Origin of the sequence: Streptomyces sp. NPDC052299, from assembly GCF_040679335.1 — a bacterium.
Classification (GTDB): Bacteria; Actinomycetota; Actinomycetes; order Streptomycetales; family Streptomycetaceae; genus Streptomyces.
The window spans coordinates 375088-400240 of record NZ_JBFAUP010000001.1; the positions used below are offsets into that span (position 1 = coordinate 375088).

The 25153-nt window shown below is 69.8% G+C and carries 29 protein-coding genes and 1 tRNA gene; 13 read left to right on the forward strand and 17 right to left on the reverse strand.

The genetic code is table 11. The features are described 5' to 3' along the window. Nucleotides 1–191: 191 nt before the first annotated feature. Nucleotides 192–1208 carry a glycoside hydrolase family 11 protein gene (locus AB0L33_RS01715; protein ID WP_365677103.1) on the forward strand — a complete coding sequence of 339 codons (1017 nt, stop codon included), beginning with the start codon at nucleotides 192–194 and terminating at the stop codon, nucleotides 1206–1208. A gap of 58 nt (nucleotides 1209–1266) precedes the next feature. Here the strand turns inward: AB0L33_RS01715 and AB0L33_RS01720 are convergent, their stop codons facing one another. Next, nucleotides 1267–2181, reverse strand: coding sequence for a glycosyltransferase (locus AB0L33_RS01720; RefSeq protein ID WP_365677104.1), 915 nt, complete (start codon nucleotides 2179–2181; stop codon nucleotides 1267–1269). A 147-nt stretch (nucleotides 2182–2328) separates the two neighbouring features. On the opposite strand from AB0L33_RS01720, the gene AB0L33_RS01725 reads away from it, so the two are divergent. Further along, nucleotides 2329–3111 carry a PASTA domain-containing protein gene (locus tag AB0L33_RS01725; RefSeq protein WP_365677105.1) on the forward strand — a complete coding sequence of 261 codons (783 nt, stop codon included), beginning with the start codon at nucleotides 2329–2331 and terminating at the stop codon, nucleotides 3109–3111. Between the two features lie 22 nt (nucleotides 3112–3133). Here AB0L33_RS01725 and AB0L33_RS01730 read toward each other — a convergent pair whose 3' ends face one another. The 4 genes from AB0L33_RS01730 to AB0L33_RS01745 all read right to left on the reverse strand — a co-directional run bounded on the left by AB0L33_RS01730 (nucleotide 3134) and on the right by AB0L33_RS01745 (nucleotide 6486). Further along, nucleotides 3134–3916, reverse strand: coding sequence for a sporulation protein (locus AB0L33_RS01730; protein ID WP_365677106.1), 783 nt, complete (start codon nucleotides 3914–3916; stop codon nucleotides 3134–3136). Between the two features lie 76 nt (nucleotides 3917–3992). After that, nucleotides 3993–4340, reverse strand: coding sequence for a hypothetical protein (locus AB0L33_RS01735; RefSeq protein WP_365677107.1), 348 nt, complete (start codon nucleotides 4338–4340; stop codon nucleotides 3993–3995). Between the two features lie 124 nt (nucleotides 4341–4464). Then, nucleotides 4465–5865 (reverse strand): signaling protein, encoded by a 1401-nt coding sequence (locus tag AB0L33_RS01740; protein WP_365677108.1) that lies wholly within the window; start codon nucleotides 5863–5865, stop codon nucleotides 4465–4467. A gap of 291 nt (nucleotides 5866–6156) precedes the next feature. Continuing rightward, the gene (locus tag AB0L33_RS01745) at nucleotides 6157–6486 is read right to left on the reverse strand and encodes a MerR family transcriptional regulator (protein WP_365677109.1); all 330 of its coding nucleotides are present in this window, start codon (nucleotides 6484–6486) and stop codon (nucleotides 6157–6159) included. A gap of 656 nt (nucleotides 6487–7142) precedes the next feature. Between AB0L33_RS01745 and AB0L33_RS01750 the strand changes: the two genes are divergently transcribed. Further along, complete coding sequence (locus AB0L33_RS01750) at nucleotides 7143–7502, forward strand: hypothetical protein (RefSeq protein ID WP_365677110.1); 360 nt, start codon at nucleotides 7143–7145, stop codon at nucleotides 7500–7502. 104 nt (nucleotides 7503–7606) lie between these two features. On the opposite strand, the gene AB0L33_RS01755 is transcribed toward AB0L33_RS01750, so the two are convergent. The 4 genes from AB0L33_RS01755 to AB0L33_RS01770 form a co-directional block, all read right to left on the reverse strand. Continuing rightward, nucleotides 7607–7921, reverse strand: coding sequence for an SCO5918 family protein (locus AB0L33_RS01755; RefSeq protein ID WP_365677111.1), 315 nt, complete (start codon nucleotides 7919–7921; stop codon nucleotides 7607–7609). A 46-nt stretch (nucleotides 7922–7967) separates the two neighbouring features. After that, the gene (locus AB0L33_RS01760; protein WP_365677112.1) at nucleotides 7968–8315 is read right to left on the reverse strand and encodes a hypothetical protein; all 348 of its coding nucleotides are present in this window, start codon (nucleotides 8313–8315) and stop codon (nucleotides 7968–7970) included. Nucleotides 8316–8361: 46 nt separating this feature from the next. Continuing rightward, nucleotides 8362–9852 (reverse strand): DEAD/DEAH box helicase, encoded by a 1491-nt coding sequence (locus AB0L33_RS01765; protein ID WP_365677113.1) that lies wholly within the window; start codon nucleotides 9850–9852, stop codon nucleotides 8362–8364. Between the two features lie 222 nt (nucleotides 9853–10074). Continuing rightward, the gene (locus tag AB0L33_RS01770) at nucleotides 10075–10278 is read right to left on the reverse strand and encodes a cold-shock protein (RefSeq protein ID WP_365677114.1); all 204 of its coding nucleotides are present in this window, start codon (nucleotides 10276–10278) and stop codon (nucleotides 10075–10077) included. A 574-nt stretch (nucleotides 10279–10852) separates the two neighbouring features. On the opposite strand from AB0L33_RS01770, the gene AB0L33_RS01775 reads away from it, so the two are divergent. Further along, entirely contained in the window at nucleotides 10853–11065 is a 213-nt protein-coding gene (locus AB0L33_RS01775) for a DUF6243 family protein (RefSeq protein WP_365677115.1), read from the forward strand. A 94-nt stretch (nucleotides 11066–11159) separates the two neighbouring features. Here AB0L33_RS01775 and AB0L33_RS01780 read toward each other — a convergent pair whose 3' ends face one another. Together AB0L33_RS01780 and AB0L33_RS01785 are read right to left on the reverse strand one after the other, a co-directional pair. Next, on the reverse strand, nucleotides 11160–11507 hold the full coding sequence (locus tag AB0L33_RS01780) for a YciI family protein (RefSeq protein WP_365677116.1): 348 nt from the start codon (nucleotides 11505–11507) through the stop codon (nucleotides 11160–11162). Between the two features lie 130 nt (nucleotides 11508–11637). Continuing rightward, the gene (locus AB0L33_RS01785) at nucleotides 11638–12027 is read right to left on the reverse strand and encodes a VOC family protein (RefSeq protein ID WP_365677117.1); all 390 of its coding nucleotides are present in this window, start codon (nucleotides 12025–12027) and stop codon (nucleotides 11638–11640) included. A 190-nt stretch (nucleotides 12028–12217) separates the two neighbouring features. Between AB0L33_RS01785 and AB0L33_RS01790 the strand changes: the two genes are divergently transcribed. From AB0L33_RS01790 to AB0L33_RS01800, 3 genes are all read left to right on the forward strand, one after another. Next, the gene (locus AB0L33_RS01790; protein ID WP_365677118.1) at nucleotides 12218–12871 is read left to right on the forward strand and encodes a hypothetical protein; all 654 of its coding nucleotides are present in this window, start codon (nucleotides 12218–12220) and stop codon (nucleotides 12869–12871) included. A 100-nt stretch (nucleotides 12872–12971) separates the two neighbouring features. Then, nucleotides 12972–13610, forward strand: a complete 639-nt coding sequence (locus tag AB0L33_RS01795; RefSeq protein WP_365677119.1) for a glyoxalase — start codon at nucleotides 12972–12974, stop codon at nucleotides 13608–13610. 86 nt (nucleotides 13611–13696) lie between these two features. Next, a complete protein-coding gene (locus AB0L33_RS01800; protein WP_365677120.1) occupies nucleotides 13697–14131 on the forward strand; it encodes a YdeI/OmpD-associated family protein in 435 nt (144 codons plus the stop codon). A 49-nt stretch (nucleotides 14132–14180) separates the two neighbouring features. Here AB0L33_RS01800 and AB0L33_RS01805 read toward each other — a convergent pair whose 3' ends face one another. Together AB0L33_RS01805 and AB0L33_RS01810 are read right to left on the reverse strand one after the other, a co-directional pair. Further along, nucleotides 14181–14582: a DNA-binding protein gene (locus AB0L33_RS01805; RefSeq protein WP_365677121.1), complete on the reverse strand. Its 402-nt coding sequence runs from the start codon at nucleotides 14580–14582 to the stop codon at nucleotides 14181–14183. Beyond that, complete coding sequence (locus tag AB0L33_RS01810) at nucleotides 14579–14827, reverse strand: type II toxin-antitoxin system CcdA family antitoxin (RefSeq protein ID WP_365677122.1); 249 nt, start codon at nucleotides 14825–14827, stop codon at nucleotides 14579–14581. The genes AB0L33_RS01805 and AB0L33_RS01810 overlap by 4 nt, the downstream gene beginning before the upstream one ends. A gap of 38 nt (nucleotides 14828–14865) precedes the next feature. On the opposite strand from AB0L33_RS01810, the gene AB0L33_RS01815 reads away from it, so the two are divergent. Both AB0L33_RS01815 and AB0L33_RS01820 read left to right on the forward strand, forming a co-directional pair. Further along, nucleotides 14866–15624, forward strand: a complete 759-nt coding sequence (locus tag AB0L33_RS01815; RefSeq protein WP_365677123.1) for a cation transporter — start codon at nucleotides 14866–14868, stop codon at nucleotides 15622–15624. Nucleotides 15625–15654: 30 nt separating this feature from the next. Next, the gene (locus AB0L33_RS01820) at nucleotides 15655–16437 is read left to right on the forward strand and encodes a sulfite exporter TauE/SafE family protein (protein ID WP_365677124.1); all 783 of its coding nucleotides are present in this window, start codon (nucleotides 15655–15657) and stop codon (nucleotides 16435–16437) included. Nucleotides 16438–16563: 126 nt separating this feature from the next. Here AB0L33_RS01820 and AB0L33_RS01825 read toward each other — a convergent pair. Next, a tRNA-Gly gene (locus AB0L33_RS01825) sits at nucleotides 16564–16634 on the reverse strand. A 454-nt stretch (nucleotides 16635–17088) separates the two neighbouring features. On the opposite strand from AB0L33_RS01825, the gene dcd reads away from it, so the two are divergent. Continuing rightward, entirely contained in the window at nucleotides 17089–17664 is a 576-nt protein-coding gene (dcd, locus tag AB0L33_RS01830) for a dCTP deaminase (protein ID WP_018102070.1), read from the forward strand. Between the two features lie 7 nt (nucleotides 17665–17671). Then, on the forward strand, nucleotides 17672–18172 hold the full coding sequence (locus tag AB0L33_RS01835) for a phosphoribosyltransferase (protein WP_365677125.1): 501 nt from the start codon (nucleotides 17672–17674) through the stop codon (nucleotides 18170–18172). A 64-nt stretch (nucleotides 18173–18236) separates the two neighbouring features. On the opposite strand, the gene AB0L33_RS01840 is transcribed toward AB0L33_RS01835, so the two are convergent. The 3 genes from AB0L33_RS01840 to AB0L33_RS01850 form a co-directional block, all read right to left on the reverse strand. Continuing rightward, nucleotides 18237–19160, reverse strand: coding sequence for a Yip1 family protein (locus AB0L33_RS01840; RefSeq protein ID WP_365677126.1), 924 nt, complete (start codon nucleotides 19158–19160; stop codon nucleotides 18237–18239). Between the two features lie 196 nt (nucleotides 19161–19356). Further along, entirely contained in the window at nucleotides 19357–21624 is a 2268-nt protein-coding gene (locus AB0L33_RS01845) for a (Fe-S)-binding protein (protein WP_365677127.1), read from the reverse strand. Nucleotides 21625–21761: 137 nt separating this feature from the next. Continuing rightward, the gene (locus tag AB0L33_RS01850) at nucleotides 21762–22373 is read right to left on the reverse strand and encodes a sugar transferase (RefSeq protein WP_365677128.1); all 612 of its coding nucleotides are present in this window, start codon (nucleotides 22371–22373) and stop codon (nucleotides 21762–21764) included. A gap of 249 nt (nucleotides 22374–22622) precedes the next feature. On the opposite strand from AB0L33_RS01850, the gene dnaK reads away from it, so the two are divergent. Further along, complete coding sequence (dnaK, locus tag AB0L33_RS01855; protein WP_365677129.1) at nucleotides 22623–24470, forward strand: molecular chaperone DnaK; 1848 nt, start codon at nucleotides 22623–22625, stop codon at nucleotides 24468–24470. Next, nucleotides 24467–25117, forward strand: a complete 651-nt coding sequence (grpE, locus tag AB0L33_RS01860; RefSeq protein ID WP_365677130.1) for a nucleotide exchange factor GrpE — start codon at nucleotides 24467–24469, stop codon at nucleotides 25115–25117. Before dnaK ends, grpE begins: the two co-directional genes overlap by 4 nt. Nucleotides 25118–25153 lie beyond the last annotated feature (36 nt).

The window sequence follows — 25153 nt, forward strand, 5'->3', positions numbered from 1 at the left end:
CCGGACTTCCGCAGCTTCGAAGGTCGTTGAGCTGCGGCGACCTCCAACTGACGTGCAAGAAAGGCCAATCGAAGGTTTCGCAACTCATGCCGAAAGCATTGACACCCCCAGGGGCCGGTCCAACACTGAGCGCCGTCGGCAGGCCCCCCGCCGACACCCACCTGCTCACGGGACGAGGAGGACATCCCCCCATGCACGCAACCCCCGCACATCCGACGAGCCGCCCCAGACCCGTCAACGGCCTACGGCTGTTCATCCGCAGCGCCTTCGCCCTGCTGGTCGCCGTCGCCGCGGCGATCGCCCTGCCCGGCACGGCCACCGCCGACACGACCATCACGTCCAACCAGACGGGCACCAACGACGGCTACTACTACTCGTTCTGGACGGACAGCCAGGGCACCGTCTCCATGAACCTCGGCTCCGGCGGCAGTTACGGAACGTCCTGGAGGAACACGGGCAACTTCGTCGCGGGCAAGGGCTGGAGCACGGGCGGCCGCCGCAGCGTGACGTATTCCGGGTCCTTCAACCCCTCGGGCAACGCCTACCTGGCCCTCTACGGCTGGTCGCAGAACCCCCTGGTCGAGTACTACATCGTGGACAACTGGGGCACGTACCGCCCCACCGGGACCTTCAAGGGCACGGTCACCAGCGACGGCGGCACGTACGACATCTACGAGACGACCCGGACCAATGCTCCCTCGATCGAGGGCAACAAGACGTTCAAGCAGTACTGGAGCGTCCGCCAGTCCAAGCGGACCGGGGGCACCATCACCACCGGCAACCACTTCGACGCCTGGGCCCAGCACGGGATGAACCTCGGCAGCTTCAACTACATGATCATGGCCACCGAGGGCTACCAGAGCAGCGGCAGCTCCAGCATCACGCTCGGCAGCACGTCCGGCGGCGGTGACAACGGGGGCGGCAACACCGGCGGTGGAAGCAACGGCTGCACCGCCACCCTCTCCGCGGGCGAGAAGTGGGGCGACCGCTACAACCTCAACGTCGCGGTCTCCGGCGCCGGCAACTGGACCGTGACGATGAACGTGCCGTCGCCGGAGAAGATCCTCTCCACCTGGAACATCAGCGCCAGTTACCCCAGCGCCCAGGTGCTGACAGCCAAACCCAACGGCAGCGGCAACAACTTCGGCGTGACCATCCAGACCAACGGCAGCTGGACCTGGCCCACGGTCTCCTGCAGCGCGGGCTGACGGCACGGTGTGCTCCTGGACGGCGGCGGCCGGCCCGGAGCACACCGCACGGCCACGCTCAGAGCACCGGCGGCCTTCCCAGGCGGGTCATCCGCCACACCGTCCGCCAGCTCATCGGGGCCCGCTCCCCGGCCGGTGTCCTGATCCCCTCGGCGAACCCGCCCCACCACGCCTTCAGGCCCGTCAGCGAACGCATCCGCAGCATGGCCAGCGTGATCCACACCCCGAGGTAGACCGGGATCAGCGGTGCCGGGAGCCGCCTGCGCGCGAGCCACACCCGGTTCCGCGCGGTGAACCGGTAGTAGACGGCATGCCGGGCCGGGGACGTCCGGGGATGCTGGAGGACGAGCGTCGGCACGTAACGGATCTCCCACCCGCCGTCCAGCGCCCGCCACGCGAGGTCCGACTCCTCGTGACCGAAGAAGAACTCCCCCGGCCACAGCCCGATCTGCCGGAGCATCGGCATCGAGAAGGCGTGTCCGCCCCCCAGGAACGCGGTCACCGGGCCCCCGCGCATCGGATCGCCCGCCCGCAGCCTCGGCACCCATCGCCGCTCGGTTTTCCCGTGCTCGTCGGCGACCCGGAACCCGATGATCCCCAGCCCCGGGTCCTCGGCGAACTGCCGCCGCACCTCGCGGAACACGTCCGTCGCGATGAGCAGCCCGTCGTCGTCCAACTCGACCACGACATCGACCTCGTCCGCGTCACGCAGCAGCTGGAGCCCCACGTTCCGGCCCCCGGGGCAGCCCAGGTTCTCCGTGAGCGGCACCTTGGTCACCTCGGTCGCGCCGGGCGTGCCCGCCGCTCCGACCACATCGGTCGAGACGTCGTCCAGCGAGGTCGCGTTGCCCACCAGCACCACGCGGGCGGCCGGTACGTCCTGCTTGGCCACGGACGCGAGCAGCGCCTCGAGTTCCCGGGGCCGGGTCCCCATGGTCACGATGACGACCCCGATGCGCGGCGAAAGAGTCATGGCGGCTGACCTCACTGATCGACAGGGCCCCGATGGTAGAGGTTCCGGAGCCGTCACATGTCCCTCACTTATGGAGGCCCTGCCTCCCCTTGCGTCGGAGCGTCCGGATACGGTCATGCCTCCACCGATCGCACCTTGGGGGGACGAATGAACTGGAACAACAGCACCCAACAACCCTGGTGCCCCGCCCCGGAGAAGCCGTCCGGACCGGCCTCGGGCCTGCCCGCCTGGGCGCGCAAGCGCGTCCTCGTCCCGGCGGCGGCCGGCCTGTTCGTCGCCGGAGCCGTCGCGGGCAGCGCGGGCGGCAGCGGCACGGAGAACGTCAACAGCGCGACGCCCACACCCCTCGCGACCGTCACCGTGACGGCGTCGCCGAAGGCCGCGGCCACGCCCCAAGCCGAGCCGCCCGCGCCGGAGGGCACGACCCGGCCGGCCGACGACGACTCCGGCACGAAGGTCTCCGTGCCCGACTTCGTCGGCATGGGCCTCCAGTCGGCGCAGGACGCGGCCCAGGCCAAGGGCTTCTACACCCTGACCTCGCACGACAGCGCCGGCCGGGACCGGATGCAACTGCTCGACCGGAACTGGAAGGTCTGCTCCCAGAACGTGGCGGCGGGCACGTCGGTCTCCACGACCACCCGGTTGGACTTCGGTGCCGTGAAGACCGAGGAGAGCTGCCCGGCCAAGGACCGGGAGCCCACGAAGGTGGTGGGCGGCCGGATGCCCGATCTCGGGGGCGCGTCGGTGAACACCGCGCGCGCCGCGCTCGACTCCGGCACCTCGCTCACGGTGAAGGACGCCGCCGAGGACCGCATGGTGCTGCTGGAGAGCAACTGGAAGGTCTGCACCCAGGTACCTGCGGCGGGCACGAAGCTGAACGGGCAGCCCGTCGAGCTCACGGCGGTGAAGTTCGAGGAGAGCTGCCCGTAGGGCCTCTTCCGTCTGCGACGCGTCAGGCGGCGGGCATCTTCGTGACCAGGTCGATCCATGTCCTGGCCTCGGCCGCGAAGTCCACGCGTCCGATGTCGTGGTGGGCCGCGACCCAGCTGCCGGCCGGCGGCTTGTCCTCCCAGTCGTCCTGGGCGGGCGCGGCCCGGCGCAGATAGATCTCGCAGCCGACCCGGTTGGTGACGAAGCTCAGTTCCAGCCGGGCCGGTCGGCTCCCGGTGCCGAGCCGGTCGGCGAGCAGGAAGGTCTGCGTCATGTACAGCCCGTACTCGACCGTGGGGATCTGGTCGCCCGTGATCTCGCAGGCATCGCACAGGTAGCCCTCGGCGGCGAACGCGTCGAAGATCGCCTCGTGCAGCGGAAGAGCGGCGACATGCACGAGGTCGTGGTCGCCGACGGCCTCGTCGTTCTCCCCGATCCGCACCTTCGTGGTGAGCCCGAGGACCGCCCCGACAGCCTGCCCGGACACCTCCGTCACGGGAACGTCCCAGGGAAGCCGGTGCTCGAAGGGCACCCGGCGCTCCTCGCCCTTGGCGAGCTTGAAGTAGGCCGAGGCGCTGGGCCAGCAGATCGTCTCCCTGGTGTCGGCTCCCTCGTACGAAGGCTTCACCTCGGCGAACATCTCCAACTCGACGCCGCTCAGTTCGACCTCGCGGTCGAGCGCACGCAGCAGGACCTCGCCCTGGAGCGTCTCGCCGGGCCGTACGAAACCGGCCGCCACCTGTGTGTCGACCTCCAGCGGCACCGAGCCGCCCCCGCCTATGCGCCGCAGGCGCTTGAACACCATGTCCGTAGGCTAGACGTCCGGTGTGATCATGACCAGATGTGAATAAGGCCCGGGACGCACCTCAGGTGAGGGGGCGTCAGCTGCGCGGCTCCAGCGCATCGGCCCGTTCCACTAGCCCGGCGGCCACGTCGTCCCAGTCCGGGCCGTGCAGCCACAGGTTCTGGGCGGCCTCCCGCAGCAGGGCCGGTTCGTCCGGCCGCTGCAACAGCACCAGCCGGTAGGCCAGGTTGCGCACCCACACGGGCAGATGGCCGTCCACGATGTTCGGACAGAGCTCGTGCAGCATGGCGAGGAGGGCGTCCGCGTCGGCGAATGTCAGCTCCTCGATGAAGTAGTGCTCGCGGTGTTCGAGCCCGCACGCCGGGGTGGGCCGGTACTCGTCCCCGTACAGGCACCGCGCGTGTGCCGTCACGTTGCTGTGCATGGACGCGACGTTACGACGCGGACCGCGTCCACCCTCAGTCCCCGCCGCCGTCTCCCCGGCCGACGACGGACCACACCCCATGCCCGCACGCGCGACGCATGACGCGACCCCTGCCGGAACGCTCTCAGCTGGTGAAGTAGCCGCCGTCGAGGCCGACCCAGCCGGGGATTTGGCGCTCGTCGAAGAGGATCAGCCTTCCGTCGCTGAGGACCTCCCAGCGGACGGTGAGGGAACCGGACACCCCTGTGCCGGTGGCTTGGCCGATGAGGCCCTGGGTGCGGTTGGGGCGGATGTGCGGCGGGAGAGTGAGGACCGTCTCTCCGCTGGTCCACGGGGTGCCGTCGATGCGGGACAGCCGGAGGTGGAGGTCGACGCGGTTGCCGAGCTGCCGGTACTGCGGGATGTATGTGGCCCCCGGCGGGGTGTAGGTCTTGTCGAGGTATTCCAGGTTCGTCCACGGGACGTGGTCGCCTGTGCCGTCGGTGGTACCTGTGATGCCGAAGAGAGTCATGAGACGCGGTCCTGGTTCTCGGGTGGCGAAGCCGAAGACGAGCTGCGGCCCGTCGGGCGTCCGGCGCACGGTGATGGCTTCGGTCTCGCGGTGGGACAGGCCGAGCGCGGTGGTGTTGAAGCGTCGCTCGATCGTGTGCCCGGTGGTGATGTCGTAGACGTTCCACCAGGAATTGCCGGGAAGCGGATTGGCGGCGCTGTAGGGGTTGCCCTCGTTCTGATAAAGGAGATCGCCGTACAGGCACCATGACTGAGTGCGGTACATGGCCGGAAAGCCGTACAGCGGAATGAAGCTGCGCCGTCTGAAGGCTTCGAGGTCGTAGACGCGGTACTCGTCGGTGAGCCCGGACTTGTGGCGGACGCCTATGCGGCCGTGTTCGACGTCCAGCGCCGGGGTGACGTGGGAGGAGCCCGGGACGGGATCGAACACCTCGATGCCGGTGCTCCCCGCGTCCACGATGGCGCCGGGGGTGAAGGCGACACGGCCGATGCGCTTGCCGTACGCGAAAGAACCTGCGGCGACAGGATCCGCGTCGGTCTCCAGCCAGAGCCAAGCCCGGCCGTCCGCATGCTCGACGCCGAGCCCGCCACCGTGGCCGACACCCCGCAGATACATGACGGCGCCGACGGTCCCGTCGGGAGCCACCTCGTTGACGCACAGATCGCCCCGGCGGTTGCGCTCGGTGCCGGACACGCGGGCGGGCTCGTCGGCGAGTTGGCGATTATCGCTGATGAGCTGCGTCACGTACGCCAGACCGGTCACCGGATCGAAGGCCACCTGCTGGTGCACCTTGCCCTGGGCCAGCTGGATCTCCCCGCCGAACAGATCGACGGGCTCGGCCGTGAGGTCGAACCTGTTACGGGCGTTCATGGCGGCCGTGGCTGCCTGCGGGGCGACAGGAGTAGCGGCGAGCGCAATCCGGCCGGGCTCGCGTGCGGTGCGGAGAGCCGCGAGCACCGGGGCTGCGGCCGCCGCGGTCCCGGCGGTCAGGACGGTCCGGCGGGTCAGCGACATGACCGGCCGACCACTCTGCCCGACTCCGCGGGTCTCACGGATGCGAAGTGTGCCCTGGAGCATATGGGCATGGACGCGCCCCTTCCAAGATCGCCGTCCGAATGGTGCCCCATCCTCGCACGCGGCCGGGGCGCCCCGGGAGGCTGCCAGGGGCTCCGCGTCCGTCTCGGTCGGGGGCTCGGCACGACGTACGCAAGGGCCGGGATCGCGGTGGACATCGATGCCCCGCGTCGATGGGCGGGGCGACGGCCGGGGCGCCTCCGGCGCGCGCCCGCGCGGCCCGACGCCGCCTCAGTCCTCGGGTTCCGCCTCCGCCGCGCGGCGGTACTCGGCGTTGATGCGCTGCGCCTCTTCCAGCTGGTCTTCCAGGACGACGATGCGGCAGGCGGCCTCGATGGGCGTGCCCTGGTCAACCAGTTCGCGGGCGCGGGCGGCGATGCGCAGTTGGTAGCGGGAGTAGCGGCGGTGGCCGCCCTCCGAACGCAGCGGGGTGATCAGACGGGCTTCACCGATGGCGCGGAGGAAGCCTTGGCTCGTGCCGAGCATCTCGGCGGCCCGGCCCATCGTGTAGGCGGGATAGTCGTCGTCGTCAAGACGGCCGTACGAGTCGTCTGCTGTCACTTGCACCTCTCTTGTGGAACGCGTTGAGGGGCCTTGGCGCCACCTGGCACCAAGGCCCCGAAGGAACTACTACACCACCTGCCGGCCCGAACACGGCACCGGCCTTCTGTATCCGCGGCTCCGACCCGGCTGCTGTCGGAAGTGCGGGGATCGCGGTTGCTGGACCGGAGACCACCTCACTATCGATGTCCTGCGGTACCCGGGCGGGCCGAAGCCGCCTCCCGGGCGATCCTGATGGCGCGGCTCCTCCTTCTTCTCGCGGTGATCAACTGCTTGCCTGCGTACTGCGTTCGCGGGCGCCGCGTCCGTCGTGTCGGCGGCCCCGCTCCGGCGGCCCCTTGCTGCGGGCCACCCGGTCCGGCCGTCAGTCCCGTCGCCGTCCTGCGAAAGCCCTGGCTTCGAAACTCCACCGCCGTACCGTCCTGCGACTACGTCCACCACCGGCAGTCCGTCTCTGCCGGGTATCGCTGTCTCTCTGGGTACGAGAAAAACCCTAGTCGCGCCGGTGAGCAATGTCTACTGCGGTCACCATAGATTTTCGGATTCACTCCGAGGAGGTAATCGGCCGCGCCGGAGGAGCCGGCCGGCCGGTCGCCGATCGGCCGGTCCGAGGGGCCGGGGGACACCGGGCCGAGCCGTGAATAAGATCGGCTCTCATGCCGACCCCTGACGAGCTGCTCGTAGACGTCGCCACGCTGGTGGAGTCCGGGCACAGCAACCAGATGTCCCTCACCGTCGTCGCCGGTGGTGCCGTTGTCACCGGCCGTCTGGCACCCGAAGCCGTGTGGCGGCAGCGGGTGTCGGAGGTCCTCACCGACTCGGCCCGGCTGGGCGAGTTCTCCGCCGTCTTCACCGCCACGGCCCGGAAGGAGGGCCCGCCCGAGTACCTGCACTTCCACATGGCGCGGATCCTCCAGGGCACGGTGGGGATCCCGGAGACGGGCGGGATGTACCGCGTCGCGATCGCGGACGTCAGCGCCTGGACCATGGGCGACTTCACCTACACCGAACACTGACGTTCCCACCGGGTACGCGGAAGGGCCCGACCGGCACACGCCGGTCGGGCCCTTCCCTGCTCGGGTCGCGGCCCGCGCTCTACGCCGGGCATCGCATCAGGCGGTCAGACGGCCACCGGGCTGCCGAGCATCGCGGCGGCCTGCTGGAGCGGGCTGACGGCCGGGGCGGCCGCCGCGGCGGCCCGGGGGACGCTGTGGCAGGTGAAGCCGAGTTTGGCCATCGCCCGGAGGACTTCGTCGGAGCTGAAGTCGCGGCGGTCCTGGCGGGTGACGACCTCACCGACCTGCTTGACGGGGTAGGTGCGGCGGCCGATGGTCACGGAGTCGGCGACGACCTCCTCGGGCTTGATGCCCTTCATGGAGTCCAGGACACCGCTCTTGGTGAGCTCGAACGGAAAGCGGGCGATGACACAGCGCACGTTGCCTCACAGGGAGAGGAAGGGGATGGTTCCGCGGGAAGACGGTTCAGCGCACCGGGGCGGAGGGCCGCCGGTACGTGGTCCGCTCGGCCGTGGCGGCGGCCGGTGCCTGAGGCCCCCGGCAGCCGAGGAGGTCGCGCAGCTGGACCCGGTCGGAGTAGCCGGGGCCGTCGCGGACCACGGCGAGCTGGGCCCGGGTGACCAGGCCGGTGGGCATGCCGTCGTTGTCGCAGACCCGCAGGCGCCCCGTCCTGGCGCTGGTCATGACGGACAGGGCCACCTCCACCGTCATGTCGTCGCAGACCTGTGGCCCGGCGGCGTCCATGGCGTCGAGCACCGCCCTCGCGACGGGGTCGGTGTCCGCCGGGTCGGGCTGGTTACGGACCGATGTCACAACGTGCCTCCTGCGGAGATGGGCCGGCCTCTGGACCACGCGGTGCTCAGGCCGCCGCGTTCGTGACGGACCGTCGCCCGCCCCCGCGCCGGCCCGCCGCACCCGGGCTGCGCCGACCGACGGAGGACGTGCCGCGCCCGCGCCGCTCGGGCACCGGCGCCGTGATCGTCACGGGGACGCCGGAGGGGGTCCGGGCGCCGGTGATCCGGCTGAGCGCCGCCTCGCCTGAGCGGACCTGGGTGGTCCGGGGCACGATGCCGGCGGCAGCCATGAGACGGGTCATCTCGCGGCGCTGGTCGCTCGTCACCAGGGTGACGACGCTGCCGGACTCGCCGGCCCGGGCGGTGCGCCCGCCCCGGTGCAGGTAGTCCTTGTGGTCGGTCGGCGGATCGACGTTGACGACGAGGTCCAGGTTGTCGACGTGGATGCCGCGCGCCGCGACGTTCGTCGCCACCAGGACCGTGACGTGCCCGGTCTTGAACTGGGCGAGGGTGCGGGTGCGCTGCGGCTGCGACTTGCCGCCGTGCAGCGCGGCGGCACGGATCCCGCTGGCGAGGAGGTGCTGGGTGAGCCGGTCCACCGCGTGCTTGGTGTCCAGGAACATGATCACCCGGCCCTCGCGCGCCGCGATCTCCGTCGTCAGCCGGTGCTTGTCGGCACCGTGCACGTGCAGGACGTGGTGCTCCATGGTGGTGACCGCCCCCTGGGACGGGTCCACGGAGTGGACGACGGGGTCGGTGAGGTACCGCCGGACGAGATGGTCGACGTTGCGGTCCAGAGTCGCGGAGAAGAGCATGCGCTGCCCCCCGGGGCGGACCTGGTCCAGGAGCGCGGTGACCTGCGGCATGAACCCCATGTCGGTCATCTGGTCGGCCTCGTCCAGGACGGTGACCGCGACCCGGTCCAGCCGGCAGTCACCGCGTTCGATCAGGTCCTTGAGGCGGCCGGGGGTGGCCACGACGACCTCGGTGCCGCCCCGCAGCGCGTTCGCCTGCCGGCCGATCGACATCCCGCCGACGACGGTGGCCAGCCGCAGCTTCGCGGCGCGGGCGTACGGGGTGAGGGCGTCGGTGACCTGCTGGGCGAGCTCCCGGGTGGGAACCAGGACCAGGGCCAGTGGCTGACGTGGCTCGGCGCGCTGACCGGCGGTGCGGGCCAGCAGGGCGAGGCCGAAGGCGAGCGTCTTGCCGGAGCCGGTCCGGCCGCGGCCCAGGACGTCACGGCCCGCCAGGGAGTTCGGCAGCGTCGCCCCCTGGATCGGGAACGGCGTGGTCAGGCCCTGCGCGGTGAGCGCGGCCCGCAGGGTTTGCGGCAGGTCCAGATCGCTGAACGCGTCGACCGCGGGCAGCGCCGGAGTGACCGTCCGGGGCAGGGCGAACTCTCCCCGCACAGGGGCGGGCCGCCGGCCACCCGAACGGTTCGGGGCGGACGAGCCGGAACGACGGTTCGGGATCGGACCGGCGGTGGGGTGGCCCCCGCGGCCGTCACCGCGGAGGGCGGTGCGCGAGGACCGGTTGTTCGTGCGCGTGGGGTTCATGGTGAACCTTCCTTGATACGGCTCGCATCAAGGAATTCCGCAGCGAAATAACAGCGCGGGGAATCACAGGCACGGACCGAATGAAATGCGAACGCGACCTGCGGAAAAGCGTGCCGACGTAAGCGGGAATGAGGGTGGTGCACGGGATGGGAACCGGAAAAGCAAGTAGCTGGGGCCCGCACCCCGAGGGATGCGGGCCCCAGCTGCAGCTACGCGCCGGCGTCAGGCGGAAACGATGTTCTCGGCCGTCGGGCCCTTCTGGCCCTGCGCGATGTCGAAGGTCACCTTCTGGCCCTCCTGCAGCTCGCGGAAGCCCTGGGCGGCGATGTTCGAGAAGTGGGCGAACACGTCGGGGCCGCCACCGTCCTGCTCGATGAAGCCGAAACCCTTTTCCGCGTTGAACCACTTCACGGTGCCGTTAGCCATGTCGATCTCCTTTGGGCAGTACACCGGAATCCGCACTTTACGGACTCCGTGTCGCCGCGATGATGCCCTGCCCGGAAATGACCGGAAATACAAGGCGCCCGCTGCGGCTTGCGGCCGAGCTGAGGCGCCTGAAGTTTTTGGGTACCAAAACTGCAACTGACTCCGACAGTAGCACGTCAGGGATGATTATGTGCGTCCAGAATTTTCCCGCACGCATCGCGACAAAAACCCTCCCGGCGCGGATCGCCGAATTCTGAGACGGCCGGAAGAGATATTCAGTGACCCCGGCCAGAGCGTTTCCCGAAAACAGAAGGTGCCTGACCGCCGCGGCGGAACACGGTCGCCCCGCCCTCCGCACCACCGCCGGCCCGGGCGGTGGTGCGGAGGGCGGGCAGGCGCCCGGGACGGCGAAAGGCATGGCGTGCGGGGCCGACAGGACCGGGTAACGTCTTCGGCGTGTTCTTCCGGGCGTCGATCTACGGGTGAGAGCGTGACGGGCCCCGCTGACGCCCTCGTCACTGCCCCGTCCCCACCGTGAATCCGTAGATCCCTCACCACACCACCGGGAGAACCCGTGACCGACAGCAAGAACATCAACAACCCCGTGGGCCAGGGCGGCGGCCAGCGCAAGAGGCAGTCCCGCACCGAACGGCAGAACAACGGTCCGCACCGCAACCTCGACCGCCGGAGCGCCGCCGACCGCAAGGCGGAGCTGGTGCGCAAGATGCGCGAGAAGACGCAGGCGGCCGGGAGCGCGGCGCGGACGGACGACGACGCCCGGAGCTGACGCACCGCGCCCGTCCGGGCACGGCGGTGCGACAGCTCCGGCGCCACCCCCCCCGCTGGGGGCGGCAGCCGTGTCGTTCAGCCGGATTCGAGGATCAGGCGGATTCGAGGATCGGGCGGATCTCGACGGTCTCCGGGGTGGGGAGGCTCCTGGCCAGTTCGACGGCCTCCTCGCGGTCGGCCACGTCGACGACGAACCAGCCGCCGAGGGTCTCCTCCCCGGTGTGCGCGGGACCGTCGGTGACCGTCGTCGTCCCGTCGGCCGCCGTGCGGACCGTCGCGGGGCGAACGTGCTCGGTCTCCAGGGCGTCGCCGCCGACGAGCTTCCCGGCCGTCGCCAGCGTGCCGATCCAGCCTTCGTACTCCTTGCGGTAGGCGACCCGGTCGGCCTGGATGCGGCGGCGTGACTCGTCCGTCTCGAAGATCACGAGTGCGTATTTCATGGTGGTTCCCTTCCGGCCTGCGGGCACGCGGCCGTACTGATGCTGATGGAGGGCTGTCCGACGGGCCTGGGGCACAGGCACCGGCCGAGGACCGCACCTCTTACGGGGGCGCGGTCCTCGGTGGGGACGGTTACGAGGCCCAGCCGCCGTACGGCACGGTGATGAGCTCCATGGCGTGACCCGCCGGGTCCATGAAGTACACGCCGCGGCCGCCGTCGTTGTGATTGACCGTGCCCGGCTGCTTCCGCTGCGGGTCGGCGTAGTGCTCGATGCCGCGCTGCTGGATCTGCGCGTACGCCGCGTCGAACTCCTCCTCGGAGATCAGGAAGGCGTAATGCTGCGGTGTGATGGTGTCCACCGGAACGGTGGCGAAGTCCAGGGTGACGCCGTTGCTCAGACCGACCGCGATGAACGGGCCCCACTCGGCGGTGATCTCGAGGTTGAGCAGGTTCGCGAAGAACTCCGCGGAATCCCGGTTGTTCCGGGCGTGGACGATCGTGTGGTTCAACTCGACTGACAAGGAATGCCTCCGAGGGCATGTCCCGACACCTCCATGCCTCACCCAGCCGGTGACCGACACGCGATGTCGCCGTAGAACATAGCCTCATCCACCCGATGGATCAAGGAAGTTGGTCTGTGCTACACCTGTCGGCACACGCCACCGCCGCCTCTCCCGCCCCGGCGCGGGCACTGGACCCGGAGCCCACGCAGTGACCAGCTTCCTGACCCACCGAGCACGCGTACACGACGCCCGCCTCCCCGTCCACAGCCGGCACAGCGCGCTGCGCACCTGCCTCACCCTCTTCGCCCCGTACGGCTTGCGGGCGACGTACCACCACCTCACGCTCAGCGCCGCGATCCCCCGCCGGCTGGAGGCGGACCCGGACGCGCTGGTGCGGGCGGCGGAGGAACTGCACGAGGCGCGGGTGCTGTGGCTCGCACGGGCCGAGGAGTACGCCGCCCGACGGCGGGCGGAGAAGCGGGCGGGGCGGCGGGCCGTGGCACACCCGCGGCCGTGGTGGCTGTGCGGCTGGTGGGACGGCCCGAACCGCGCCTGGTACGAAGCACCGTTCCGCCACCCGTCGCTGCGGCTGCCCGCGTACGTCCGGCGGCAGAACGCGCTCCTGGACGGCTCCGACCTCCCCGGCTGCCCCGCCTGCGGGGACGCGGGACCGCCGGTGTCGGAGTCGACCGGGCACGGCTGGGTGGAACGGTGCCGCGGGTGCGCGTGGGTGCTGTCGCCGTGCCCCTGCGGGCAGCGGCACCGGTTCGTCCCGGAGACGACGTACGACTGGAAGGGGATCTGGCGGCGGGCGCACATGACCGACGACGGCCGGCTGAACCCGCAGTGGCCTGCGAGCTAGCCGGACGGTTCCGCGACGCCCGCGCCCGCGGCGAAGCACGTCACCCGTCCGGTCAGGAATCGAGAAGCCCCGGCCGCGGCCCGGCTCTAGCGTGAAGGACATGGCAACCACCGCTTCCACCGCAGCCGTCACGTCCCTCGCATCCGTCACCCTTGAGGTGGCCGACCTAGAGGGCGCGCGTCGCTTCTACAGCGCCTTCGGCGTGGACACGTACGTAACCCTCCGGGCGTCCGAGGCCCCCTCCACCGGATTCCGCGGCTTCACGCTGGCGCTCACGGTCTCCCGTCCGGCCATCGTCGACGGCTTCCTCGGCGCCGCCGTCGACGCCGGCGCCACCGTACTGAAGCCCGCCGCGAAGTCTCTGTGGGGCTACAGCGGCGTTGTCCAGGCCCCCGACGGGACGATCTGGAAGATCGCGACCTCGGAGAAGAAGGACACCGGTCCGGACACCCGCGAGATCGACCAGGTCGTCCTGCTGATCGGCGTCGAGGACGTGAAGGCGACCAAGCAGTTCTACGTCGGCCGGGGCCTGACCGCGGCCAAGAGCTTCGGCGGCAAGTACGCCGAGTTCGCCGCCGGCCCGTCCAGCCCCGTGAAGCTCGCGCTGTACAAGCGCCGCGCCCTGGCGAAGGACCTCGGCGTACCCGTCGACGGCACCGGCTCGCACCGCGTCGTCCTCGGCAGCACCACCGACGCCTTCACCGACCCGGACGGCTTCGCCTGGGAGTCCGTCGCGTAACGCGCCCCCCACCGTCCTGCCCCCATACATCGGCCATCTGCAGTGCGAGCCGACGGGACAACCGGCCGAACCACAGGAGGAGCACCATGAAGTTCCGTACGCACGTCGAGCCGCCCGAGCCCATGCGGGGCCTGGAAGTCCCGCCCGAGGTGGTGGCGGCGCTCGGCGGAGGCGCCCGGCCTCCGGTGACCATCACGGTCAACGGGCACTCCTGGAAGAGCCGGGTCGCCCTCCTGCGAGGTCGCCATCTGCTCGGTCTCAGCCACGCCAACCGGCAGGCCGCCGGTGTCGAGATCGGCGAGGAGGTCGAGGTCGGCCTGGAGCTCGACACCGAGCCGCGCGTCGTCGTCGAGCCCGCGGACCTCACCCAAGCCCTGGACGCCGACCCGGCCGCCCGCGCCGCCTATGACCACCTCTCCTACAGCCGCAAGCGCGAGCACGTACGCGCCATCGAGAGCGCGAAGAAGCCGGAGACCCGCCAACGCCGCATCGAAAAAGCCATCGCCACCCTGCGGAGCTGACCCCGAGCACCGCATACCGCCAGGGGAGTGCTCCGGGCGAGCCGGCGCGTCAGAGGGAGATGACGCGGACCTGGTCGCCGCAGAGCTTGGTCATGTCATCGCTGTCGGACGTCAACAGGGCGACGGGCTTCGGCTGGCGGAGCGCGACCTCGGCGACCGTGGCACCGACGGCGTACTTGTCCCCGTGCAGCCCGGCCCCTTTGAGGATCTCAGCCGCCGCTTTCGCCGCCTGCTCGGTGACGGGCTCCACCTTGGCACGAGACAGGACCGAGTTCAGGCGGGGCATATCGGCGCGCGAGTGGGTAACTTCCACGATGGTGTTGGCCCCGATCACGAGGTCGGCTCCCATGTCATGGAAGACCTGAAGCATCGCGAGCAGCTTGCGCTCCTGCGCGACCCAGGCGGAGAGCCCTTCCGAGTCCAGGACAACGGTTTCGATGCGCTCGCTCACGCGGCGTCCGCGTCCTTGGAAGAACCGGCGGAGTCGACGATCTTGGCGCGGGCCTCGGCGCGCTCCTCCTCGCTGAACGCGCCGTGCTCTTCCTGATGGCGGCGGAGGTCGTCACCCAGAAGCCGGTGCCGAATCTGACGGGCCACGGCTTCCGCCACGTAGCCGGAAACGTTGTCCGTGAACTTTCGAAGCTCCGTCACCTGGTCGCTGGGGAGCGTGACGGTGATGCGAGTGGTTGAGGACATACAGCAAGCATGTCGGAGTAGGCGCGGGGTGCTCGGAGATGACCGCCGAGATTTCGATATCCCTCGGTCCTCCACGGCCCGCCGCGACGTGCTCACCCGCCGGATATGGCTGCTGGTCGCAGCGACGATCACCTATCAACGTCATCGAGGAGGTCGTCGCTCTCGCGGCCGGCACCCTCGCCTCCTCCACCGGCCCTATCGGCCTCGACTCGATCATCCAGGTCTCCGCCGCCGTCGCCTGGCAGTTCTCCGCCCGCGACCACGCCGTCCGCGAAGCGCGAGAGCAGCGCACTCTGCACATCATCGCCGTCTCCTTCTTCGCGCTCGCCGTGTACGTCGCCATCGACGCGGTCCGCGCCCTGACCGGCACCGGTGAAGCCGAGTGCTCCCTCCTCGGCATCCTCATCGCAGCTCTGTCCCTCGCGATCATGCCGTTCCTCTCTGCCGCCCAGCGCCGCGCCGGCCGCGAACTCGGCTCCGCCTCCGCCGTCGCCGACTCCGGACCCTGCTGTGGACCTACCTGTCCGCCGTGCTCTCGGTCGGCCTGGCCTCCACGCCACCGTCGGCTGATCCTGGCCGACCCCTTCGCCGCCCTCGTGATCGCCGCCATCGCCGTCAAGGAAGGCCGCGACGCCTGGCAAGCCAGGGCCTGCTGCGCGCCCACCGCCCACGGGAACACCCCGGTCCCTCCAGGGGAGGCGAGTCGGACGCGTGAGGCTGCAAGCCGGGTTGCAGCTGCTGTTCGTGAACATCTCGTTGCCCGCTCCCGCCCGCGCGGTCCGGTCCGTCGATACTGACCGGGCGATCGAGGAACGGCGGGTGCGGCGGTGGACTGGACCATCTGGGCAGGGCTCGCGGCCGGCCTGCTGATCTCGGTGGTGACCGCACCGGTCGGCGTGTCCGGCGCCGTCTTTCTCCTCCCGGTCCAGCTCAGCGTCCTCGGAGTGCCCAGCCCCGCTGTCACGCCGACGAATCTGCTGTTCAACGTGGTGGCCGGGCCCGGCGCGCTCTGGCGCTACCGCCGCGACGGCGCCCTCCGCGACGGTCTGGCCCGGCGCTTGGTCCTGTGGACGCTGCCAGGCGTCGTCGTCGGCGCCGCCGTCCGTGTCTTCGTCCTCCCCGGCCCAGGCGCCTTCCGGCTCCTGGTCGCCGCTCTCCTTCTGCCGCTCGGCACCTGGCTGTGCCTGCGCACACTGCGCCCGGTCCGGCTGCCTTCCGACACGGCCGAACCGTCGGCGCCCGCCCTCGCCGCCCTCGGCCTGACGGTCGGAACGGTGGGCGGGATCTACGGGATCGGCGGCGGTTCCCTGCTCGGGCCCGTCCTCGCCGCGCGTGGCATGCCGATGACCCGCATAGCACCGGCCACGCTCGCCACCACCTTCACCACGTCCATCGCGGGGGCCGCCGCATATGCCTTGCTGGCCCTGGCGAGCCCCGGACCCGTGGCGCCCGACTGGCGGCTGGGCGTGGCCTGCGGCCTCGGCGGTCTGATCGGCGGTTACCTCGGCGCACGGCTCCAACCCCGCCTGCCCGAATCAGCGCTCCGTCTCCTGCTCGGCGCCCTCGCCGCCGCCCTCGGTGCGCTCTACGCCGTCCAGGCCGTGGCATGAAGAATGCGGCAGCGCGGACCGATAGATACCACCCTGACGCGTTTTCAGGTCCCGAATGGTACGCGTGCTCGGAGAGGCCTGGACGACGAGTAAGGCCCCGGTCAGTGACCAGGGCCTTTGCTAAAGAGCGGGTGACGAGAATCGAACTCGCGCTCTGAGCTTGGGAAGCTCATGTTCTACCATTAAACTACACCCGCAGAAATGCGCGGACGCTGTATTCAGCGGCGCATCCTCGCACACTGTACCCCATCACGGTCCGCTCGCGGCGATGGGCCGGATCCGGTGTGCGTGTGGCGGGAGTTGGGGGCGTAGCGTGGGTGTCGGAGTGCCGCGTGGAGGGGGGTCCTGTTCATCCCCTAATGTGGCGGTCTCGTCCACGGCTTGATGGGGAAGGGACTTGATGGACTCCATGGAGCGCACCGTCGTCCGCTGTGCCGAAGGGCACGTTTTCGCTACCAGCTCGTTTCCGATGCAGCAGCTCGGGGCAGGGCGGATCGGGCCCGGGCGGCTCATCCGGTGTCCCCGGTGCGCTCGGTTGCGGCATGCCGTGCCCGTGGTGCTCGAGCGGCGGTAGTGGCGGCGGGTGACGGACGACAGGCGCGCGGGCGGCCCGATGAGGGCGGGCCCGCGCGTTCTGCGTATCCTCGGTGGGTGCTTCTCTCAGACAAGGACATCCGCGCCGAGATCGACGCCGGACGCGTACGCATTGATCCATTCGACGCGTCGATGGTGCAGCCGTCGAGCATCGACGTGCGGCTCGACCGCTATTTCCGGGTGTTCGAGAACCACCGCTACCCCCACATCGACCCCGCCGTCGAGCAGGTGGACCTGACCCGCACCGTCGAACCGGAGGGGGACGACGCGTTCATCCTGCACCCCGGGGAGTTCGTGCTGGCGTCGACGTACGAGGTCATCTCGCTGCCCGACGACCTCGCGTCGCGGCTGGAGGGGAAGAGCTCGCTCGGCCGGCTCGGGCTGGTCACGCATTCCACGGCGGGCTTCATCGACCCGGGCTTCTCCGGTCACGTGACCCTGGAGCTGTCGAACCTCGCGACGCTGCCGATAAAGCTCTGGCCCGGTATGAAGATCGGCCAGCTGTGCATGTTCCGGCTGAGTTCCCCGTCCGAGTTCCCTTACGGCTCCGAGCGGTACGGGTCGCGATATCAGGGGCAGCGCGGTCCCACCGCGTCGCGCTCCTTCATGAATTTCCACCGGACGCAGGTGTGAGGACCCGATGAGCGACGAGGTACGCGAGAACCTGACGTACGACGGCTTCGGGCACGCCGTACGGGAGCTGGCGCAGGCCGTGGCCGACGACGGGTACGAGCCGGACGTGGTGCTGAGCATCGCGCGCGGCGGGGTGTTCGTCGCGGGCGGGCTGGCGTACGCGCTGGACTGCAAGAACATCCACCTGGTGAACGTGGAGTTCTACACCGGCGTGGGCACCACCCTGGAGATGCCGGTCATGCTGGCGCCGGTGCCCAACGTCATCGACTTCTCGGACAAGAAGGTCCTGATCGCCGACGACGTCGCCGACACCGGCAAGACGCTGAAGCTGGTGCGCGACTTCTGTATCGACCACGTCGCCGAGGTGCGGTCCGCGGTCATCTACGAGAAGTCCCACTCGCTCGTGAAGTGCGAGTACGTGTGGAAGAAGACCGACCGCTGGATCAACTTCCCGTGGAGCGTGGAGAAGCCCGTCGTGCGGCGCAGCGGGCAGGTTCTCGACGCGTGACCGCGTAAGTACGCGACAGGGCCCCGGTCACCCCGGGGCCCTTTTTGCTGTCACCGCGCGGTCGTCAGATCGTGCCGAGCTTCAGGATCGAGACCAGCGCCAGCAGCTGGATCGCCGACGCGCCGAGCGCCTTGGGCCACGGGAGGTCGTGCGACTTGCTCACCATCGAGGTGAGGAGCGCCGCGGCGGCCAGCCAGGTGACCCAGCCGAGGATGACGACCAGCGCGTTCTCGCCGCCCAGGAACATCGCGAAGACCAGGCGCGGCACGTCCGTGATCGACATGATCAGCATGGACAGGCCCACCGTCGGCTGCCACGCGCCGTCGCCGCCGAGCTGGCGGGCCAGCGTGTGGGTGACCGCGCCCAGCACCAGGCCGCCGAGCACGAAGCAGACGCCGGTGAGGATCACGTAGGGCACGGCGGTGGAGACGGGGGAGTGGATGGCGTCGTCGCGGGCCTGGTCGAAGCCGAAGAGCGCCAGGAGGCCGTAGAGGAACGTCACGGTCAGGGCGGGGCCCCAGACCGTGTAGTCGCGCATCTGCCAGAACGTCGGGCCGGGACGCGTCACGATGCCGCTCAGCAGCTGCTTCCAGTGCAGCCGCGGGCCTATGGGCGCCGCGGGAGCGTGGCCGGCGCGGTAGGCGCTGCCGTCGCTGTACGGCTCCTCGTCCACGCGGAACGCCTGCGTGTGGCCCGGATTGTTCGCGTACGGGTCGCCGTGGTGGGCGCCCTGGGGATACGGGTACGGCGCCGGGTCGCCGAAGTACTCCGGCTCGTCCGGGCCGGCGCCGGCGTAGCCGCCCGGGTGCCCGCCGTGGTAGCCCGGTGCGGCGTGGTGCGGGGCGCCCTGTCCTCCCGACGGCGGCCATTGCTGCTGCCCGTACGGCGGCGGCGGTGCCTGATTGCCGTACGGCTGCTGCCGCGGTTGCTGTTGCCCTTGCTGCGGGGTGCGGTTGTCCCGGCCGCGTCCGATCCTGAATCCAGCCACGTCATCGAACGTACCCGGTTCGCCGGTTGCGGGGGCCCGGGGCCGGGGAAGTACGGGCCTTTGACGCCCAGCTGTGACATCCCCTAAGGGAACCCCGGGGGGCCTTCCCCACCCTCCCGGGGGCGAAACGCGGAAGCGGCCGGTCCTGCCCCCGAGGCAGGTCCGACCGCTTCACCGCGCCGTGACGCCGGTCCGGCTACTTCGCCGGTTCCGGCTCCGGTTCGTCCGCCGTCTCCGGGTCGCCCGCCGGGTCCGCCGGGGTCTTCACGGAGTCGAGCAGCAGCTGGGAGACGTCCACCACCTGGACGGACTCCTTCGCCTTGCCGTCGTTCTTCTTGCCGTTGACCGAGTCGGTCAGCATGACCAGGCAGAACGGGCAGGCCGTCGAGACGATGTCCGGGTTGAGGGAGAGGGCCTCGTCCACGCGCTCGTTGTTGATGCGCTTGCCGATCCGCTCCTCCATCCACATCCGGGCACCACCGGCGCCGCAGCAGAAGCCGCGCTCCTTGTGGCGGTGCATCTCCTCGTTCCGGAGGCCCGGCACCTTCGCGATGATCTCGCGCGGGGGCGTGTAGATCTTGTTGTGACGGCCCAGGTAGCAGGGGTCGTGGTACGTGATCAGGCCCTCGACCGGGGTCACCGGGATCAGCTTGCCCTCGTCGACGAGGTGCTGGAGCAGCTGCGTGTGGTGGATGACCTCGTACTCGCCGCCGAGCTGCGGGTACTCGTTCGCGATCGTGTTGAAGCAGTGCGGGCAGGTCGCGACGATCTTCTTCGCGGCCTTGGCCTTCTTGGTCGAGTCGTCCTCGTCGTCCTCGCCGAAGGCCATGTTCAGCATCGCCACGTTCTCCGCGCCGAGCTGCTGGAACAGCGGCTCGTTGCCGAGGCGGCGGGCCGAGTCACCGGTGCACTTCTCGTCGCCGCCCATGATCGCGAACTTGACGCCCGCGATGTGCAGCAGCTCCGCGAAGGCCTTGGTGGTCTTCTTGGCACGGTCCTCCAGGGCGCCGGCGCAGCCGACCCAGTAGAGGTAGTCGACCTCGGTGAGGTCCTCGACGTCCTTGCCGACGATCGGGACCTCGAAGTCGACCTCCTTGGTCCACTCGACGCGCTGCTTCTTGGCGAGCCCCCAGGGGTTGCCCTTCTTCTCCAGGTTCTTGAGCATGGTCCCCGCCTCGGACGGGAACGCCGACTCGATCATCACCTGGTAGCGGCGCATGTCGACGATGTGGTCGACGTGCTCGATGTCGACCGGGCACTGCTCCACGCAGGCGCCGCAGGTGGTGCAGGACCAGAGGACGTCCGGGTCGATGACGCCGTTCTCCTCGGCCGTGCCGATCAGCGGGCGCTCGGCCTCCGCGAGGGCGGCCGCGGGAACGTCCTTCAGCTGCTCCTCGGTCGCCTTCTCCTCGCCCTCCATGTCTTTGCCGCCGCCGGCCAGCAGGTACGGGGCCTTGGCGTGCGCGTGGTCGCGCAGGGACATGATCAGGAGCTTCGGCGAGAGGGGCTTGCCGGTGTTCCAGGCGGGGCACTGCGACTGGCATCGGCCGCACTCGGTGCAGGTGGAGAAGTCGAGGATGCCCTTCCAGGAGAACTGCTCGACCTGGGAGACGCCGAACACGGCGTCGTCGGCCGGGTCCTCCCAGTCGATCTCCTTGCCGCCCGTGGTCATCGGCTGCAGGGCGCCGAGCGCGACCGCGCCGTCGGCGTTCCGCTTGAACCAGATGTTCGGGAAGGCCAGGAAGCGGTGCCAGGCGACACCCATGTTGGTGTTGAGCCCGACGGTGATCGCCCAGGTCATGGTGACCCCGAGCTTGATCATGGCGGTGAGGTAGACCAGGTTCTGGAGCGTGCCGAGGCCGAGCCCCTTGAACGCCGCGACCAGCGGGTACGAGGCGAAGTACGCGGCCTCGTAGCCGTCGACGTGGTGCAGCGCGCCCTCGAGGCCGCGGAGCGTCATGATCGCGAGGCCGATGACGAGGATGACGGCCTCGACGAAGTACGCCTGGCCCATCTTCGAACCCGCGAAACGCGACTTGCGGCCGGCCCGGGAGGGCAGGTTCAGCTGGCGGATGGCGATGAGGACGACGATGCCCACGGTGGTCGCGAGCGCGATGAACTCCGTGTACACCTCGTACGGCAGCCAGCCGCCGAGGACGGGCAGGACCCAGTCGGCCTTGAACAGCTGACCGTACGCCGTGACGATGGTCAGGCCCAGGGTCAGGAAGCCGACGGCGACGAACCAGTGGGCGACGCCGATGACGCCCCATCGGTTCATCCTGGTGTGGCCGACGAACTCCTTGGCCAGGGTGATCGTGCGCTGTTTCACGGAGTCGGTGCGGCTGCCGGCCGGGACCGGCTGTCCGAGCGTGACGAACCGGTAGATCTGCGCGACGGCTCGCGCGACGAGCGCAACGCCGACCACGGTCAGCACCAGCGACACGATGATCGCGGCGAGTTGCATTGGGGGCTCCTCGGGCCTGCGAGGTGGGATCGATCCAGCGTCTACTAGCGAGTACTGCGTCTTCCAGTGACCACCGGAACTACGAGTATCGCTACTACTAAGCAGTAACTTAATCAGTCTGTGCCGACACTACCCACTTATTCCGCCGTGCTGTAGCCGGGCAGGCGGTGATCTGTGTCGCTCAGGCGTGCCTTGCCGGGCCACGGCAGGGTGCCGGCCGCCTCGCGCAGGGGTGCGCGTACGGCCTCGGCGAGGACCGCGAGGTCCAGTCGCAGCCCCTGGTGCTCGGCGTAGTGCTGGTCCAGCAGGTCCGCCTCGTCCCACGGCATCGCCGACCGGTGCCGCACCTGGGCCAGACCGGTCAGTCCGGGCTTGAGTTCCTGACGCCAGCGCCGGGCGCCCCCGGTGCCGTTCCGCGCGTCGCCCGGGGCGAGCGGTGCGGGTCCGACGAGGGAGAGCTCGCCGCGCACCACGTGGTGCAGGCGCGAGATCACGTCCAGCTTCAGCCGCCGGGTGTCCAGCGAGCGCAGGACCAAGGGGGCCCCGTGCAGGCCGGTGCGCGCGGAGTGTCGCGTCACGCGCCGGCCCCGCGCGGCCAGCGCCAGGGCGGCGGCGGCCAGTAAGGGGGAGGCGAGGAGCAGCAGGGTCGAGCCGAGGAGCAGGTCGAGGGTGCGTTTGGCGGTCGGGCGGGGGAGCCGGAGGGGCGGCCGGGGTCGTCCTCTTCTTCCCCACTGTCTCTGCTTACGCATCGTTCGCACCTGCCTGCAATCGGCGGATCGAATGCCGCTTTTGCGCTGCTCGCGGCATTTTGTGACAGAACGATCCCATGCGGCCATGATGGGGGAGGGCTGTGCGGCGCATGAGGCGCCAGGTGTCGCCGATGGCGCGCATGGGGAGCACCTAAGTTGAGTCGTGCCGACTCAGGTCTGTTGACTCCGGCAGGGGAGTCGTGCATCCTTGAGTCAGATCCACTCAAGTAGTCAGTTGGAGGAATCGAAATGGCACGTGCGGTCGGCATCGACCTGGGCACGACTAACTCCGTCGTCAGCGTTCTCGAAGGCGGCGAGCCCACCGTCATCACCAACGCAGAGGGCGCCAGGACCACGCCGTCCGTCGTCGCCTTCGCGAAGAACGGCGAGGTGCTGGTCGGCGAGGTCGCCAAGCGCCAGGCTGTGACCAACGTCGACAGGACCATCCGCTCCGTCAAGCGCCACATGGGCACTGACTGGAAGATCGACCTGGACGGCAAGAGCTTCAACCCGCAGCAGATGAGCGCCTTCATCCTGCAGAAGCTGAAGCGCGACGCGGAGTCCTACCTGGGCGAGAAGGTCACCGACGCGGTGATCACCGTTCCGGCGTACTTCAACGACTCCGAGCGCCAGGCGACCAAGGAGGCCGGCGAGATCGCGGGCCTGAACGTCCTGCGCATCGTCAACGAGCCGACCGCCGCCGCGCTGGCGTACGGGCTCGACAAGGACGACCAGACGATCCTCGTCTTCGACCTCGGTGGCGGCACCTTCGACGTGTCGCTCCTGGAGATCGGCGACGGCGTGGTCGAGGTGAAGGCCACCAACGGTGACAACCACCTCGGTGGTGACGACTGGGACCAGCGCGTCGTCGACTACCTGGTGAAGCAGTTCGCCAACGGGCACGGCGTGGACCTGTCCAAGGACAAGATGGCTCTCCAGCGTCTCCGCGAGGCCGCGGAGAAGGCGAAGATCGAGCTGTCCTCCTCGACGGAGACCACGATCAACCTGCCGTACATCACGGCGTCGGCCGAGGGCCCGCTGCACCTGGACGAGAAGCTCACGCGCTCGCAGTTCCAGCAGCTCACCGCGGACCTCCTGGACCGCTGCAAGACCCCGTTCCACAACGTCATCAAGGACGCGGGCATCCAGCTCTCCGAGATCGACCACGTCGTTCTCGTCGGTGGCTCCACCCGCATGCCGGCCGTCGCCGAGCTCGTCAAGGAGCTGACCGGCGGCCAGGAGGCCAACAAGGGTGTGAACCCGGACGAGGTCGTCGCCATCGGCGCCTCGCTCCAGGCCGGTGTCCTCAAGGGCGAGGTCAAGGACGTCCTGCTCCTCGACGTCACCCCGCTGTCCCTCGGCATCGAGACCAAGGGCGGCATCATGACCAAGCTCATCGAGCGCAACACCACGATCCCGACCAAGCGGTCCGAGATCTTCACGACGGCCGAGGACAACCAGCCGTCCGTGCAGATCCAGGTCTACCAGGGTGAGCGCGAGATCGCGGCGTACAACAAGAAGCTCGGGATGTTCGAGCTGACCGGTCTGCCGCCGGCCCCGCGCGGTGTGCCGCAGATCGAGGTCTCCTTCGACATCGACGCCAACGGCATCATGCACGTGACGGCCAAGGACCTCGGCACCGGCAAGGAGCAGAAGATGACCGTCACCGGCGGCTCCTCGCTGCCGAAGGACGAGGTCAACCGGATGCGCGAGGAGGCCGAGAAGTACGCGGAGGAGGACCACGCCCGCCGCGAGGCCGCCGAGTCGCGCAACCAGGGCGAGCAGCTCGTCTACCAGACCGAGAAGTTCCTCAAGGACAACGAGGACAAGGTCCCGGCCGACGTGAAGACGGAGGTCGAGACCGCGGTCAGCGAGCTGAAGGAGAAGCTCAAGGGCGAGGACTCCGCCGAGATCCGCACGGCCACCGAGAAGGTCGCGGCCGTCTCCCAGAAGCTGGGCCAGGCGATGTACGCCAACGCCCAGGCCGAGGGCGCCCCGCAGGGTGACGCGCAGCCGGGTGCCGAGCAGGCCCAGGACGACGTCGTCGACGCCGAGATCGTGGACGACGAGAAGGACTCCAAGGGCGGTGCGGCGTGACCGAGGAGACTCCGGGCTTCGAGGAGAAGCCCGACGTCCCCTCCGGCGCCACCTCTGACGACGCCGAGCCGAAGGCCGCCACCCCCTCCGAGGAGGAGGCGGCGGCCCCGGCCGGGGACGCGAACGAGACCACGGCCCTGACCGCGCAGCTGGACCAGGCCCGCACGGCGCTCAACGAGCGCACCGGCGACCTCCAGCGGCTTCAGGCCGAATACCAGAACTACCGCCGCCGTGTGGAGCGGGACCGGGTCACGGTCAAGGAGATCGCCGTCGCGAACCTCCTGTCCGAGCTGCTGCCCGTCCTGGACGACGTCGGCCGGGCCCGGGAGCACGGCGAGCTCGTGGGCGGGTTCAAGTCGGTGGCCGAATCGCTGGAGACGGTCGTCGCGAAGCTGGGCCTCCAGCAGTTCGGCAAGGAGGGCGAGCCCTTCGACCCGACGGTCCACGAGGCCCTGATGCACAGCTACGCGCCGGACGTCACGGAGACGACCTGCGTGGCGATCCTGCAGCCCGGTTACCGGATCGGCGAGCGCACCATCCGCCCCGCGCGGGTGGCGGTCGCCGAGCCCCAGCCGGGGGCGGCCCCCGCGGCCGCGAAGGAAGAGAAGGCAGACGACGAGGAGAGCGGTGGCGGCGAGGAGGTCTGACATTCCGTCCGATCACCTGGCAGCACACCGCCTGGC